This is a genomic window from Kutzneria buriramensis (assembly GCF_003387475.1).
Taxonomy (GTDB): Bacteria; Actinomycetota; Actinomycetes; order Mycobacteriales; family Pseudonocardiaceae; genus Kutzneria; species Kutzneria buriramensis.
On sequence record NZ_QUNO01000020.1, the window covers coordinates 133,900 to 147,498 of the forward strand.

Below are 13,599 nucleotides of genomic sequence, written 5' to 3' on the forward strand. Positions count from 1 at the left end.
AGCTCCCCGCCGGCGGCCAGGATTGCTCTCGTCGAACCGAGGAGGGGACGAGAGATGCCTTACCTGAACGCCAACGGCACGCAGCTGTTCTACCGCGACTGGGGCACCGGGCGGCCGGTCGTGTTCGTGACGAGCTGGGCGCTGAGCAGCATCATGTGGCAGCAGCAGATGCAGCACTTCGCCGAGAACGGGTTCCGCGCCGTCGGTTACGACCGGCGGGGACACGGCCGGTCGGACGACCCCGGCGCCGGCTACGACTTCGACACCCTCGCCGACGACCTGGCGGCGCTGATCGAGCACCTCGACCTCGCCGACGTGACGCTGGTCGGGCACTCGATGGGCGGCGGCGAGATCGTGCGCTACCTGACCCGGCACGGCGACGACCGTGTCGCCAAGATCGTGCTGGTCGGGTCGACCGTGCCGTGCCTGGGGCAGCTACCCGACAACCCCGACGGCGTGCCCGCGGCGGCCAGCGACCAGCTGCTGGCGCGGCTGCGGGTCGACTTCGGCGGCTGGATCGACGAGAACGCCGGCGCGTTCTTCGGCGACGGCCTGCCCGGCTGTGAGGTGCCCAAGGCGACCAGGGACTGGACGGTCCGCGACTGCATGAGCGTGAACCTGAACGCCGCCATCGCTTGCACCGCCACGAATGTCGCCGCCGACTTCCGGCCGGAGCTAGCCAAGATCACCGTGCCGGCGCTGGTCGTGCACGGCGACCACGACGCCTCGGCCCCGTTGGAACTGACCGGCCGCGTCACCGCCGACCTGATCCCCGACGCCGAGCTCAAGGTCTACGCCAACACCGCCCACGCGATCTACTTGACCCACACCGAGCAGCTCAACGCCGATCTCCTGGACTTCGTGAGTCGGGCGACCTCACCCCGCGCGGCACAAGCACTGTCATAACGGGGCCTTCGCCCAGGAGGACGACGTCGGCGCCGGCCGGCGCGAGGGTGATCGTCAGTGGCGGCAGGAGCGCGGCGACGCGGGCGGAGTCGACGAGGTTGAGGGCGACCAGCTCGGCGCCGATGTCGCCGGCGCGAACCGCGTCCTCGGTGCTGTAGGCCTCGACCACCGGGGTCATGCCGATGTCGCGGACGAGTTGGTAGAGGGCGACGAGCTCGCGGTCGCTCAGCACTGCCGGTAGCAGCGAAAGGGCGTCGGCGCCGAAGGCGCGGGCCTCCCAAACCTGGTAGTCGGTGACGACGATGTCCCGTTGCAGCAGGGGAATCTCCACGACCGGCCGCACCCGGAGCAGATCGATGACGTCGCCGTGATGGCGTTCGGTCACAACGCTCACCGCTGCGCAGCCTCGAGCGGCGTGGCGGGCGGCCTGGTCGGGGTGGTTGGCCTCGCACACCACGGCCGTGCGGCGGGCGTGGCAGGCGGCGGCGAAGTCGCGGACAGGCGGGGCGTCGGTGGTCAGCGCCTTCATCTGCTCCAGCGAGAAGTCGGCCTGGCGGTCGGCGGTGTCGTGATGTGCCTCCGCGACAAGCGTTTCCAGCGTGGTCATCCCGACCTCCGGAGCGCGTCGAGTATCTGGTCGGCAATGGCGGACACCGCCGGCGCGCCCAGCGTGACGACGAGGTCGCCGGGACGGGCCCGCCGCGCGACCTCGTCCGACACCGCCGACCAGTCGTCCACATAGGACTTTGCGGCGCTCGGCAGTGGCACGGCCCGGGTGAGGGAGGCGCCGTCCGGTCCGGGGCCGGCCGGGGCGAAGACGCTGGTCACCACCACCTGGTCGGCCAGGGCGAGCGCCGCGGCCATCTCGTCCTGGAAGTCGCGGAGCCGATACGTGCGGCAGGGCTGGCAGACGGCGAGCAACCGGCCGTCGCCGGCCAGGTCGCGCATGGTCCGCAGCGACGCCTCCATGGAAGTGTGGTGGCAGGCGTAGTCGTCGTACACCCGCACGCCGCCGCCGATGCCCTTGAGCTCGAACCGCCGGCCCACGCCCGGATACTCGGCGAGGCCGGCGACGACCGTGTCCACCGGTCGGCCGAGGCGAACCGCGGCCAGCAGCGCGGCGGCGGAATTCAGCCCGAGATGGTTGCCCGGCACGGGAAGCTCGACCTCATGGTGGTTGCCGCCGAGAAGCGCTCGATAGCGGACACCGTTGACGCCGGAGGAAAGACCGGTCACTCGCAGATCGGCGTCCGGGTCAAGGCCGTAGGTGTGCACGGGAACGTCCACGCGGGCGGCGAGATCGCGGCAGCGGGGATCATCGGCACAGGTCACCAGGAACCCGCTCACCCGGCGGCAGAACTCCAGGAACGTGTCCCGCAACTCGGCCATGTCCCCGTACGTGTCGAGGTGATCGGAGTCGATGTTGGTGACGATGGCGGCATGCGGCGAGAAGTTCAGGAACGACCGGTCGCTCTCGTCGGCCTCGACCACGAAGGTGCCGTCGCCGTAACCCGCGTTGCCGATGCCGGTGATCTCGCCGCCGACCACGAACGGCACGTCGAAGCCGAGCGCGGCGACGGCCATCGCGGTGGTGCTGGTCTTGCCGTGAGTCCCGGCCACGGCAAGGACTTCGTGCCCACGCATGGCGATCGCCAGCGCCTCGGCGCGATGCAGCACTTGCAACCCCAGGCGCCGGGCCTCGACCAGCTCGGCATGGTCGTCCGGAATCGACGTCGAATACACCACCGTGTCCGCCCCGTGGACGTTCGAGGCGTCGTGTCCCGTGTGGACGGTGCCGCCGAGCCTGCGCAGCCGATCCAGCGTGGGATCGGCGCGAAGCTCGCTGCCGGACACGGGAATCCCCATGTGCAGCAACAGTTCCGTCAGACCGGTCATGCCGACGCCGCCGCAGCCGACCAGATGCACCCGCCCGAGTCCTCTGTCCATGACCCCACGCTGAGCGCCCGATGTGCGAGCACATCGCCCGGACTGTGCCAGTTGTGTGACGGGCGGCTCAGCTTGCGGCGTCGGGCAGCGGCTGTGGGCAGGTCAGCCCCGGCGCCACCACCAGCTCGAAGTGCCACATCTCGTTCGCGTACGCCTGGCACAGCCCGTAGTCCGCGCCGTGCCGCTGCAACCAGTCGTCGGCGTTGGTCGGACCGATGTCCACCGCCTTGCCGGTGATGTGGTGCGACGCGTCCGGCGTGGCGACGTGCTTGCGCGCCTCATTCATGCCGCCGTACGTCCGGACGGCGTCGTCGAGCAGCTGCTGCTGGTACGCCTTGCTGCGCCACCCCGACGTCACCCGCATGGTGATCCCCTTCGCCGCCGCGTCGGTGGCGGCCTTCTGCACGGCGTCCAGCAGCCCCGCGTCGAGCTTGGCGATGGCCGGCAGCCCGGTGTCGAACGGGCTGATGCCGGCGTCGTCCGCGATCACGCCGTCGGCCGCGCCGAGCGGGCCGTCGGTCGTCGTGTCGGTCGGTCCGGGCCGACCGACGGCCCGTCCGCCGCAGCCGCCGACGAGCAGCGCCAGCAGTACAACAGCAACCAACCGCAGTGCCATGGTGTTATCCCCTCACCGATCCGTGAGAGGACAAGGCTCTGCCGACTATGTGACGGTTCCGTGCGCGCCGACCGACAAGCCGTTGACGGCTCGACACGGGAGCAAGATCACACGGCGGTCGCCGTGCGGGGAAACCGGTCAGATGGTGAGGGGGTCTCGCAGCTGGTCGGTGATGACACGACCCGGATAACCGGACAGGCCCGGAAATTCAGACAGGCTCGGCGCACAGATTCGCCGAGCCCGTCTTCCCCTCACTGTTTTCTCTCCCCCGCGGACAGTTCCCCGTCCGAGACCAAGGATGCGCCATACTCGCTGCCGATGGTGTCGGGTGAACACCCCACAAGGGGCGCGGTGGAGCGGCAGCTGATGCGCGCGGCGTTGCGCATCCTCGCCGGGGCAAGGCTTGCGGTCGCGCTGGTGGCCGGCCTGCTCGGCATCATGTCCGCGCCCAGCGCCCACCAGACGCAGACGGTTGTGATCATCATCGCGGTGACGGCCTGGAGCGCGCTGTACGCCAGATGGCTGTGGCGCGACCCGCCGGTGGGGCTGGCCTGGGCGGACGCGGCGGTGCTGGCGGCGATCGGGCTGTTCCAGCCGTGGACGGTGCCGGTGGTGTCGGTGGCCAACGGCCAGGGCTGGGTGATCACGCTGGTGTCGGTGGCGGTCGTCTTCCACCAGTGGCACACGAAGCCGGCGACCGGCCTGGTGACGGCGCTGATCGTGACGGCGGCGTTCCTGCTCGGCGCGTGGTGGACGGCGCCGGCGCTGTGGGTCGGTGCGGCGGCGATCGGGGCCTGGACGCCGGTGCAGGCGGTGCTGTCCCGCGTGCTGGTGACGTTGCTGCTGCTGGGTGCGCGGACCGCCGACGCGCAGGAGGCCCGGGCGGAGGCCGCGCGGCGCGAGGCGCTGGTGGCCGAGGCGGTCCGTGCGGACGAGCGCGTGCACATCGCGACCCTGCACGACACGGCGGCGACGACGTTGCTGATGGTGGGGCTGGGTGAGGTTGGCTCGAATCAGGCGTGGGTGCGGGGCCAGGCCCGCCGCGACCTGACGGCGCTGGTCACCGACACCGACCCCACGCCCGAGTACGGCGACGTCATGCCGGGTCTGCTGGACGTGATCGGGACCGGTCGGCTGGCGGTCGACCTGTCCGCGCCGGACGTGCTGCCGCTGCCGTCGGCCGTCGGAACGGCGGTGCTGGGGGCGCTGCGGGAGGCGCTGAACAACGTGGCCAGGCACTCGGGCGAGCAGAAGGCGTCGGTGACCGTCACCGACGAGGGCGGTCGGGTGGCGGTGGTGATCGCCGATCGCGGCCGCGGCTTCAAAGCGGAGGCGGTGCCGGCACAGCGGCGCGGCGTCGCCAATTCGATCGTCGACCGGCTGGCCGCCGCGGGCGGCCGAGCCGTGATCACGTCCGCGCCGGGCGAAGGCACGACCGTGCGGCTGGAGTGGGACCGTGGCTGACTCCCGCGCGACCATGGCGCGCCTGCGCGGCCAGCTCCGGCTGGCCGTCCTGATCATCGCCGTCGCCGACCTGGCCGCGTTGGACCTGCCGGCCATGGTCACCCACCTCGACGTCTACCGGGTCGCCTGGCTGGTTGTCGCCTGCTACCTGGTGCTGGTCGCGATCCTGGCCACCGAGGCCGTGCTGATCTCGCGCCGGCGGTCGTGGGGCGTCTGGCGGTGGCCGGCGCTCGGCCTGACGCTCGCGGTGTCGGTGCTGGTCAACGCCCTGATCCCGGCGGCCGAGGTGCCCGGCTACGCGAACTGGACGATCGACGGCATCGGCTGGGTCGCCATCCTGCTGCTGATGGACCTGCACCTGGGCGTGCTGCTCGGGGTGCTCGCGGCGCACTTCGCCACCAGCTTCGTGCACCTGGCCGTGGCCGGCGCCTTCGCGCCGATCGCCGTGATCAACGTGGGCACCGACATCGTCACCATCGGCGCGTTCCAGGTGACGGCCGGCGCCGCGACGTGGATGCTCCGGTACGCGGCGACATCCGCCGCGCGTGCCACCGAGGCCGAGGAGGCCGTGCGGGCGGCGGAAAGCATCGCCGAACGTGTGCACGATGACCGCCGGCGTCGGTCGCAGCAGCTCGACGCCGAGGTGCGCCCGCTACTGACCGGCCTCGCCGACGGCAGCCTGGACCCGGCCGCGGAGCAGACCCGCCGCGACTGCGCGATCGCCGCCGCTCGCATGCGCCGGCTGTTCGCCGAGGGCGACGACGTGGACGACCGCCTGCTGCACGAGTTGAAGGCCTGCGTGGATGTCGCCGAGCGGCGCGGGGTGCTCGTGGACCTGGCGACGCAGGGGAGTTGGCCCGGGCTGCCGCTGGACGTGCGGCGCGGCCTGACCGAGGCGCCGGTGCGGGTGCTGAGCACGGCCCGCAACTGGGCGCGGGTTACGGTTCTGGGCACGGATTCGGGGGTCTCGGTCAGCGTGGTCGCCGACGCCGTGGCGGCGGGCATCCCGGCCGAGGCCGACGGGGCTGTGATGATCACCACCGTGGAGGACGAGGACCGCCTGTGGGTGCGAGCGACGTGGCAGAGCTGATCACCGCCGTCATTGTGGACGACCATCCGGCGATCACCGCCGGCGTGCGGGCGTGGTGCGCGGCGGCGACACCGCCGGTGACGCTGGTCGACGCCGAGGGCAAGGTGGCCCGCGCCTGGACCGAGCCGGGCGCGTCCGCCGACGTGGTGATCTTCGACCTGCAACTGGGCGGGCCGCCGGCGTTCCGCGAGGTGGAGCAGCTGGTCGACGCCGGCCGGCAGGTGATCGTCTACTCCCAGCGGGCCGACCGCGACACCGTGCTGACCTGCCTGGACCTGGGCGTGTTCACCTACCTCACCAAGGCCGAGGGGCCCGACCACCTGATCCCGGCGATCCGCGCGGCCGCCGCGAACCTGCCGTACACCTCGCCGTCGCTGGGCGGCGCGATCAGCACCGACCGCCGGCCGAGCCGTCCTCAGCTGTCCGAGCGGGAGATGGAGACTTTGGTGGCGTGGTTCGAGTCCGACTCGAAGCGGCTGGTCGCAGGCAAGCTCGGCGTGTCGATCAAGACGGTGGAGACCTACATCGACCGGGTGCGGATCAAGTACGCCAACACCGGCCGGCCGGCGCGGACCAAGGCGGCGTTGGTGGAGCGCGCGATCCAGGACGGCCTGATCGGCATGGAGGACCTCAACTCCTGACGCGCTTGCGCGGCACCGCCTTGGCGACCTTGGCGAACGGCAGGCCCTCGACCAGCTCCTCGGGGGCGCTCAGCCGCCACGCCTCGTACACCAGCTCGGCGAGCTCGTCGCCGTCGACGCCGGCCAGGTGCACGACCACCCAGCCGAAGCCGCCCATGGTGAACTGCTCCTCGAACACGTCGGGGCGTTCGGACACCAGCGCCAGCTGCTCGGAGACGGTCTGCTTGAGGCCGACGGTCTCGGTGCGCGGCCAGTAGTAGCCGAAGCGCTTGCCCCGCACGCTGAACGACGTCCAGTCGCGCCCCTGCGCGTGCTCGACCTCGCCGAGCGCGTCCAGGACACGGTGGAACACGGCACTGCTGACACCCATGGGCCGCAGCTTACGCAGCACCCCTGACAGTTCGACCAGGCCCGACTGCCCGAGCTGGCGTCCGGGCGTGACCGGGCGGCTACCGCCAGTAAAATCGTTGCATGGCCTCACCCGCGGCGGTCTTCGCCCGCCTCAGCGACCCGAACCCGCCGACCGACACCCCGCTGGTGCTCGGCACTGCGATCGTGCTCGGCGGCAGCGTCGCCGGTCTGCTGGCCGCGCGCATCCTCGCTGATCACGCCGAGAGCGTGGTCATCGTCGAACGCGATGATCCCGGCGCGAGCACCGAGCCGCGGCCGGGTGTGCCGCAGGGCAACCAGATCCACGGCCTGCTGCCCAGCGGGCTCGTGCAGCTGGAGCGCTGGTTCCCGGGATTCACCGAGCAGACGCTGGCCGCCGGCGGCCGGATGGCGGCGGCGTCGGTTCGCCGCACGTATATCAGCGGCGTGCGCAAGGCGGCCGGTTCGCAGACCAACTTCCTCACCGGCAGCCGCCCGTTCCTGGAGGCGCAGATGCGCCGCCGGACGCTGGCGCTGCCCAACGTGAAGTCGATCGTCGGGCGGGCCGCCGGCCTGGACTTCGACGGCGGCGCGGTCACCGGCGTGCGGGTCGAGGCCGACGGCGCGGAGACCGTGGAGCGGGCCGACTTCGTGGTGGACGCGATGGGGCGGTCCAGCCGGCTGAGCGACTGGCTGGAGCAGGCCGGCTGGCAGCGGCCGGCGATGCAGCGGATGCACGTGGACGTCAACTACGCCACCACGATGTTCCACCGGAACCACGACGACTTCGACCTCAACGCCGTGATCGCCTACGGGGCGACGGGCGGTTCCACCGACGCCACCGGTGCGAACTTCATCCAGATCGAGGGCGACCGGTGGCAGGTGCTGGTGGCCGGCTTCAAGGACAGCAAGCCCGGGCGGACGATCGAGGACCTCCGGCGGTTCTGCGCCGGCTATCCCGCCGAGTTCGGGGAGGTGGCGGCCAAGGAGCCGGTCGGGGAGCCGCAGACGTACCGGCACGCCGACAGCCGCCGCCGCGATTTCCACGCCCTGCGCCGGCTTCCGGCGCGGCTGATCGCCACCGGCGACGCCGTCGCCTCGTTCAACCCGGTGTACGGCCAGGGCATGTCGTCGGCGATTCTGCACGCCTCGGCACTGTCGGAGTACCTGCGCTCGCGGCCGGATCTGTCCCGGCCCGCGCGCCAGTTCTTCGCGTTGCAGAAGGTCCTGGTCGACGCGGCGTGGGAGACCTCGACCCGCGCCGACCTGGAGCTGCCGCACGTCGACGGGCCGTATCCGCGCGGGTATTGGCTGATGAAGCGGATCGGCGGCCAGGTCACCGCCGCCGCCGTGCACGACACCGACATCAGCCGCCGCTTCGACGAGGTCACCTACATGCTCAAACACCCCGGCACGCTGGCCAAGCCGGGAGTTCTGCTGCGGGCGTTCATGGTGAATCGGCGGGCGCGCAAGCGTGCCTGACGTCTTCGCGGCCAACCGGGCGTACCTGCGCGGTTGGGATCCCACGCACCCGCCCGACGGCGACCTGGTGATCTACCGCAGTGGCGTCGCGCATCCGCCGTTGAACGGCGTGGTGCGCAGCCGTGGCGTGCCCGTCGAGGAGGCGATCGCCGAGGCGAGGCGGCGCCTCGCCGGCGTGCCGTGGACGTGGTGGGTCGGCCCGGACAGCTCTGCCGGCCTGGCCGACGAGCTTCTCGCCCGTGGCGCGACGGAGGTGTTCCGGCTGCCGGTGATGACCATCGACCTGGACCGGGTGGACTTCGCCGTGCCGGACGGGGTGCGCATCGGTCCCGCCGATGACGTGACCGAATTCGTGACCGCGTATTCGAAGGTCTCACACATCCACGACGTTCCCCGTGCCGTCGAACGGGAATCGACCCTCGACGTGCTCCGGTTCGAGGCCCGCGTCGACGGCTTTCTCGCCGCCACGGCGGTGGGGTGGTTGAGCCACGGCGTGACCACGGTGTACCTCGTCGGCACGCATCCCGACTACCGCCGCCGGGGCATCGGCACTGCCGTCACCGCCGCCGCGCTGGTCGCCGGCCGTGAACGTGGCCTGCGGCTCGGGGCGCTCACCGCCAGCGCGATGGGGGAGGCGGTGTACCGCCGCATGGGATTCACGACCGTGGCGCACTACCGGCTGCTCGCCGTGTGACGCGTTGGCGGGCATGCGACGTGTCGCAATTCGGACAGTGACAGCGCCTCGAAGCGTCGCCAATGCTGATCACATGCAGCATCGTTTCCTGCTCTCGATGGGGCTTGCGGCGGCACTGGCCGCCACAGTGGTCGCGCCCGCTTCGGCCGCACAGCCGCAGTGGACGTCGATGGGGCCGAACGCCAGCGGCGGCTACCTGGCCTTCACGCCGGCCGCGCCGGCCCGCCTGTTCGTCCTGCCCGACGGTGCGGACCGCGTCTTCCGCAGCGACGACCACGGCGTGACGTGGGCGAAGCCGGCGCAGCTCGGCACGCCGAACATGAGCGGCGACCACATCGCCGCGGACCCGACCGACGGCGACGTCGTGTACGTCGCGGCGAGCGTGCTCGGCGGCGGCGAGGGGCATGTGTTCCGCAGCAGCGACGGCGCGCGGACGTTCCGGCCGATCCTGGACGACAAGGCCGACATCACCGACGTGGCGACGTCCGGCCGCAAGGTCTACGCCGCCGGCACGTCCGGGGTGTTCGCCAGCGACGACCGCGGCGCGCACTGGCGGCTCCTGTCGGGCTCGCCGGCCGGCGCGAAGCGACTCGTTCTCGACGGCAGCACGCTGTTCGTCGCCACGGACAACGCCGTCTACCGGATCGACAACGGCAGCACTGCCAAGCTCCCTGTGCCCGGCGACATCTTCGTCGAGTACCTCGCGGGGCGCGGGCAGGTCGTGGTGGCGTCGCAGGAACGTGACGGCAGCGCGGTGATCTCCACCGACGGCGGCCGGAGCTGGCGGCCGATGACCGGTCCGTGGGGCACGGACTGGGTCAGCTTCCTGGCGATCACGCCCGGCGGCGACATCCAGACCCAGACGCTGCAACCCAGCGACGGCACGTCCGCCCGCAAGAACACCTGGGTCAGCCACGACAACGGCCGGCACTGGACCGCCGAGCCGGCCGCGCTGCCCGCCCTCGACCTGTACTCGGACCTGGGCAGCTTCCCCGATCGCCCGCGCGAACTGGTGATCAGCGCCGCCGCCGGCATCTACACCACCACCGACTCCGCCAAGTTCCGGCGCATCGGCGTGCCGGCCGCGAGCGTGAACGCCATGGCGGTGTCGGGTTCCGCACTGGTCGCCGGCACGTCCGTGGACAGCTACCGGTCGACCTCGGCGCTGGGCAACCGGTTGCCCGCCGGGTACCAGGACTGGGGCTGGACGGGGAAGGCCCCGGCCACCATCGGCAACGGCATCGGCGGTCTGGCGGCGCTGCCCGGCAAGGACATGGTGCGGGTGCGCAACGCCTTCTGCCCGGACCCGTGCATCTCGCTGGAACGCTCGCACGACGGCGGCGCCACCTGGCAGGCCACCGCTCCGATGGTCCCCGGCGGAACCCGATCCGTCGCCGCCGATCCGTCCACGATCTACGTCGCCACGTACCTCACCAGCGCCAGCCTCTACACCAGCACCGACGGCGGCAAGACGCTGACGCCGCGCAGCTACGACGGCGCCGACGGGGCGTGGGCGGTCGCGACGGACGCTCACGGCTCGGTGTGGATCGCCGACCACGCGGGGCTGTTCCACAGCACCGATTCCGGCGTGACTGCTGTAAAGGTGTTCGCCGGCAACGTGGAAGGCGTTGCCGTCCAGGGCACCACGGTCGTCGCCGTCGGCGACAAGATCGTGAAGATCAGTCGCGACGGCGGCAAGACCTTCACGGACAGCGGCCTCACCGCCGACTACGACGCCGTCGCCCTCGGCCCGGACGGATCCGTGTACGTCGGCTCGCATTCGGGCCCGAACGGCCCGGGGCACGGCTTGCTCCGCAGCCGGGATGGCCAGCACTGGACGGACCTGTCCGCCGGCCTGCCCGATCGGGACGTCCGATCGCTGCTGACCACCGGGGACTGGCTGTTCGTCGGCACGGGGTCGAGCGGCATCTACCGGCTGCCGCTGGGCTGATCGAGCCAGCCGAGCTTGCCGACCTGCCACGACAACTGCATCCGGTTGCGGACATTGGCCCGCTGCATGAGGTCCTGCACGCGGCGCTGCACGGTCCGCTGACTCACCCGCATCTGCGTGGCGATCGACTTGTCACTCACGCCGCCGACCAGCAGCGACAGCAGTCGCAGCTGGTCGGCGGTGAGCGGCCCGTCCGTCGACTCGTCGATCCGCACCGGCGCGGCGCGGTTCCAGTAGTTCTCGAACAGGGCGATGAGCGCGGTGAGCAGGCTCGTCCCCTGCACCAGCGCGGCGGTCGGCTCGCCGGTCTCGTCGCCCAGCGGGCACAGCGCGACCTCCCGGTCGGCGATGGCCAGCCGGACCGGCACCGAGGAGATCGTCCGGGCCTCCTCGCCGGCCCGGATGCCCTCGGCCAGCCCGCTCAGCGCCTCCGGCTCGTCCAGCATGTCGGCCTCGTAGACGACCTGGTACCGCACGCCCCGGGCCAGCGCCAGGAACTCCTCCTCGTTCTCCGAGGACGCCATGGCGATGGGGCTCTTGCGGCAGAACCAGAGCATCTCCTCGCGGGCCCCGCGCTGGAGTCGCAGCGCCTGCTGCCGGATCGCCTCCGCGCCGGTGACCACCTCGACCAGCTGGATCGAGTCCCGCCGCCGCACGTCGTTGCGGTATTGCTCGGCCAGTTGGCCCACCGCCGCGCGGGCCTGTTCCAGGGCGGCCTGCCCGTGCACGAGCAGCGGCCCCAGGGCGACGTCCGGCGGCGCGGGCAGGAAATCCCCGCCGGCCCGGCTGATCAGGCTTTTGTCCACCAGATTGTCCAGTATCGGCGCCAGTTCCCCGGGCGTGACGGCCAGCCGCGCGGCGAGCTCGTCGGTGGCCACACGATGAGCGGCGATCACTTCCCGGTACACCCGCTCCTCGGCCACGGTCATGCCCAGCGCTGCGAGCATCGCGCCTCCTGACGTCGAGAAACCGGCCCACGCGCAGGGTAATGCGCGTGGGCCGGCCGCCGCGGAGCCGCCTCACCGCGAGCCGTGCACCGCCAGTTCGCTCACGGCCATCTGGCCGCCGGTCTGACCGCCCTCGTCGGGCCGGTCGGCGACGGCCTTGACGTAGCGGGCCCTGACCGTCTGGTCGAGCTGGACACCGGTGATGCCGCCGGCGCTGTCCACCCGGCGCGCGGCGGTGTAGTACGTGGATCCGTCCAGCGACACGTCGATGTGGAACCGGGTGGCGAACTTGTCGGCCGGCATCAGCAGCGACACCACGTCGATCGACTGCGCCTGTCGCAGATCCACCTGGTACGACCACCGGTACCGGTTGGTGGCCGTGTTGCCGGTGATCGACGAGTTGTGCACGTACTGGCCGAGTTGCAGGCCGGCCGCGCCGAGGTGCTGGAAGGTGCTGCCCAGGATGGCGAGGCCGTCGGTGTGGGACGGGCTGCCGGCCAGGCCGTCCCGCCAGTGGAACGGCGGCTGCGTCGGGGGAACGTGGATCCGGTGCGACTCGACGTGCGTGACCTTCGAGGTCTGTCCAGTGTGGAGGGTTGTGCGCGGGCAGGGGGCATCGCCACACCGGGTCGCGGCGTGGTTCGGGCCGTCCCAGGGGTAGTTGGTCGTGCGGCGGGTCAGTCGTTCATCTTGAACATCCGGTTGCGTATCTTGCGTTCGAACTGGCGCTGGGTGGTGTCGACGTGCGCGGTCATCAGCTGCACGGCCCGGTCCGGGTCGCCCTCGGCGATGGCGACGTGCTGCCGGCCGGCGACCTCCAGCGAGCCCGGCACGTTCCCGTGGAACAGCAGGGTGTCGGTCTGGGCGGCGAAGCGCCCGATGTTGACGACGTCGGCTTGGAGGAAGACGTTGTCGGCGGCGATCGCCACCGCGTCGTGGAACTGCTTGTCGGCCTGGGCGAAGGCCTTCGCGCCGTTGGCGGCGCCGGTGGTCAGCGACTCCTGGGCGCTGTCGCGGATCGCCCGCACCTGGATCGGCGTGGCCGGCGAGGCCGCCCGGCGCGCGGTCTCGGCCTCGATCAGGCGGCGGAAGTCCAGCAGCATCGACACGTGCGCCATGTCGGTCGGCTGGAAGTGCGCGAGTTCTTCGTCGGTGCTCTTGTCGGCCGCCGCCACGAAGATGCCGGCGCCGCGGCGGACGCTCAGCCGCCCGATCGCCGCCAGCACCTTGACCGCCTCCCGGATCTGGTTCCGGGTCGTGCCCAGCAGCTCGGCCAGGCCCTGCTCGGTCGGCAGCCGGTCGCCGGCGTGCAGGTTCTGCTCGGCGATGTGCTGGAGCAGCCGCTCCGCGACCAGCTCGTTGCCCGGCCGGTACCGGCCGTTGCCGGTGGTCTCGGCGGCGTCCCCCACGGCGGCTCCCTCGATCAGTACGACTCATGAGCGGATGAGCATGACCAATCTGGGCGCGAACGCAAGACCTGCGGCGATAAGTC

The 13,599-nt window shown here is 71.6% G+C and carries 14 protein-coding genes; 7 read left to right on the plus strand and 7 right to left on the minus strand.

From position 1 onward, the window contains the following. Nucleotides 1-54: 54 nt before the first annotated feature. On the plus strand, nt 55-906 hold the full coding sequence (locus BCF44_RS44015) for an alpha/beta fold hydrolase (RefSeq protein ID WP_116180473.1): 852 nt from the start codon (nt 55-57) through the stop codon (nt 904-906). Here BCF44_RS44015 and BCF44_RS44020 read toward each other — a convergent pair. The 3 genes from BCF44_RS44020 to BCF44_RS44030 form a co-directional block, all read right to left on the minus strand. Beyond that, the gene (locus tag BCF44_RS44020; protein WP_116180474.1) at nt 839-1,513 is read right to left on the minus strand and encodes a beta/alpha barrel domain-containing protein; all 675 of its coding nucleotides are present in this window, start codon (nt 1,511-1,513) and stop codon (nt 839-841) included. The two genes, BCF44_RS44015 and BCF44_RS44020, sit on opposite strands and share 68 nt — an antisense overlap. Then, nucleotides 1,510-2,853 (minus strand): UDP-N-acetylmuramate--L-alanine ligase, encoded by a 1,344-nt coding sequence (murC, locus tag BCF44_RS44025; RefSeq protein WP_116180475.1) that lies wholly within the window; start codon nt 2,851-2,853, stop codon nt 1,510-1,512. The genes BCF44_RS44020 and murC overlap by 4 nt, the downstream gene beginning before the upstream one ends. Nucleotides 2,854-2,920: 67 nt before the next feature. Next, nucleotides 2,921-3,469, minus strand: coding sequence for a M15 family metallopeptidase (locus BCF44_RS44030; RefSeq protein ID WP_116180476.1), 549 nt, complete (start codon nt 3,467-3,469; stop codon nt 2,921-2,923). A gap of 318 nt (nt 3,470-3,787) precedes the next feature. Between BCF44_RS44030 and BCF44_RS44035 the strand changes: the two genes are divergently transcribed. From BCF44_RS44035 to BCF44_RS44045, 3 genes are read left to right on the plus strand one after another with little or no spacing between them, the layout of a single operon-like run. After that, nucleotides 3,788-4,933 carry a sensor histidine kinase gene (locus BCF44_RS44035; protein ID WP_116180477.1) on the plus strand — a complete coding sequence of 382 codons (1,146 nt, stop codon included), beginning with the start codon at nt 3,788-3,790 and terminating at the stop codon, nt 4,931-4,933. After that, nucleotides 4,926-6,023, plus strand: coding sequence for a hypothetical protein (locus tag BCF44_RS44040; RefSeq protein WP_116180478.1), 1,098 nt, complete (start codon nt 4,926-4,928; stop codon nt 6,021-6,023). The genes BCF44_RS44035 and BCF44_RS44040 overlap by 8 nt, the downstream gene beginning before the upstream one ends. Next, nucleotides 6,011-6,664 (plus strand): DNA-binding response regulator, encoded by a 654-nt coding sequence (locus BCF44_RS44045; protein ID WP_246016169.1) that lies wholly within the window; start codon nt 6,011-6,013, stop codon nt 6,662-6,664. Before BCF44_RS44040 ends, BCF44_RS44045 begins: the two co-directional genes overlap by 13 nt. Here the strand turns inward: BCF44_RS44045 and BCF44_RS44050 are convergent. Beyond that, on the minus strand, nt 6,654-7,034 hold the full coding sequence (locus BCF44_RS44050; protein ID WP_116180479.1) for an MmcQ/YjbR family DNA-binding protein: 381 nt from the start codon (nt 7,032-7,034) through the stop codon (nt 6,654-6,656). The two genes, BCF44_RS44045 and BCF44_RS44050, sit on opposite strands and share 11 nt — an antisense overlap. 101 nt (nt 7,035-7,135) lie before the next feature. Here BCF44_RS44050 and BCF44_RS44055 point away from each other — a divergent pair, with 101 nt between their 5' ends. The 3 genes from BCF44_RS44055 to BCF44_RS44065 all read left to right on the plus strand — a co-directional run bounded on the left by BCF44_RS44055 (nt 7,136) and on the right by BCF44_RS44065 (nt 11,160). Further along, the gene (locus BCF44_RS44055; RefSeq protein WP_116180480.1) at nt 7,136-8,515 is read left to right on the plus strand and encodes an FAD-dependent oxidoreductase; all 1,380 of its coding nucleotides are present in this window, start codon (nt 7,136-7,138) and stop codon (nt 8,513-8,515) included. Beyond that, a complete protein-coding gene (locus tag BCF44_RS44060; RefSeq protein ID WP_116180481.1) occupies nt 8,508-9,209 on the plus strand; it encodes a GNAT family N-acetyltransferase in 702 nt (233 codons plus the stop codon). The genes BCF44_RS44055 and BCF44_RS44060 overlap by 8 nt, the downstream gene beginning before the upstream one ends. 73 nt (nt 9,210-9,282) lie before the next feature. Beyond that, nucleotides 9,283-11,160 carry a WD40/YVTN/BNR-like repeat-containing protein gene (locus BCF44_RS44065; protein WP_116180482.1) on the plus strand — a complete coding sequence of 626 codons (1,878 nt, stop codon included), beginning with the start codon at nt 9,283-9,285 and terminating at the stop codon, nt 11,158-11,160. Here BCF44_RS44065 and BCF44_RS44070 read toward each other — a convergent pair. The 3 genes from BCF44_RS44070 to BCF44_RS44080 all read right to left on the minus strand — a co-directional run bounded on the left by BCF44_RS44070 (nt 11,139) and on the right by BCF44_RS44080 (nt 13,516). After that, entirely contained in the window at nt 11,139-12,107 is a 969-nt protein-coding gene (locus BCF44_RS44070) for a helix-turn-helix transcriptional regulator (RefSeq protein WP_116180483.1), read from the minus strand. The genes BCF44_RS44065 and BCF44_RS44070 overlap by 22 nt on opposite strands. A 72-nt stretch (nt 12,108-12,179) precedes the next feature. After that, nucleotides 12,180-12,515: a galactose-binding domain-containing protein gene (locus BCF44_RS57020; RefSeq protein ID WP_116180484.1), complete on the minus strand. Its 336-nt coding sequence runs from the start codon at nt 12,513-12,515 to the stop codon at nt 12,180-12,182. 269 nt (nt 12,516-12,784) lie between these two features. Beyond that, nucleotides 12,785-13,516 (minus strand): FadR/GntR family transcriptional regulator, encoded by a 732-nt coding sequence (locus BCF44_RS44080; protein ID WP_211353509.1) that lies wholly within the window; start codon nt 13,514-13,516, stop codon nt 12,785-12,787. Between the last annotated feature and the right edge of the window lie 83 nt (nt 13,517-13,599).

Bases quoted from the DNA above. Each gene is read 5' to 3' on its own strand.
- BCF44_RS44015 (WP_116180473.1), top strand. From the start codon at position 55: ATGCCTTACCTGAACGCCAACGGCACGCAGCTGTTCTACCGCGACTGG.
- BCF44_RS44020 (WP_116180474.1), bottom strand. From the start codon at position 1,513: ATGACCACGCTGGAAACGCTTGTCGCGGAGGCACATCACGACACCGCC.
- murC (WP_116180475.1), bottom strand. From the start codon at position 2,853: ATGGACAGAGGACTCGGGCGGGTGCATCTGGTCGGCTGCGGCGGCGTC.
- BCF44_RS44030 (WP_116180476.1), bottom strand. From the start codon at position 3,469: ATGGCACTGCGGTTGGTTGCTGTTGTACTGCTGGCGCTGCTCGTCGGC.
- BCF44_RS44035 (WP_116180477.1), top strand. From the start codon at position 3,788: ATGGTGTCGGGTGAACACCCCACAAGGGGCGCGGTGGAGCGGCAGCTG.
- BCF44_RS44050 (WP_116180479.1), bottom strand. From the start codon at position 7,034: ATGGGTGTCAGCAGTGCCGTGTTCCACCGTGTCCTGGACGCGCTCGGC.
- BCF44_RS44055 (WP_116180480.1), top strand. From the start codon at position 7,136: ATGGCCTCACCCGCGGCGGTCTTCGCCCGCCTCAGCGACCCGAACCCG.
- BCF44_RS44065 (WP_116180482.1), top strand. From the start codon at position 9,283: ATGCAGCATCGTTTCCTGCTCTCGATGGGGCTTGCGGCGGCACTGGCC.
- BCF44_RS44070 (WP_116180483.1), bottom strand. From the start codon at position 12,107: ATGCTCGCAGCGCTGGGCATGACCGTGGCCGAGGAGCGGGTGTACCGG.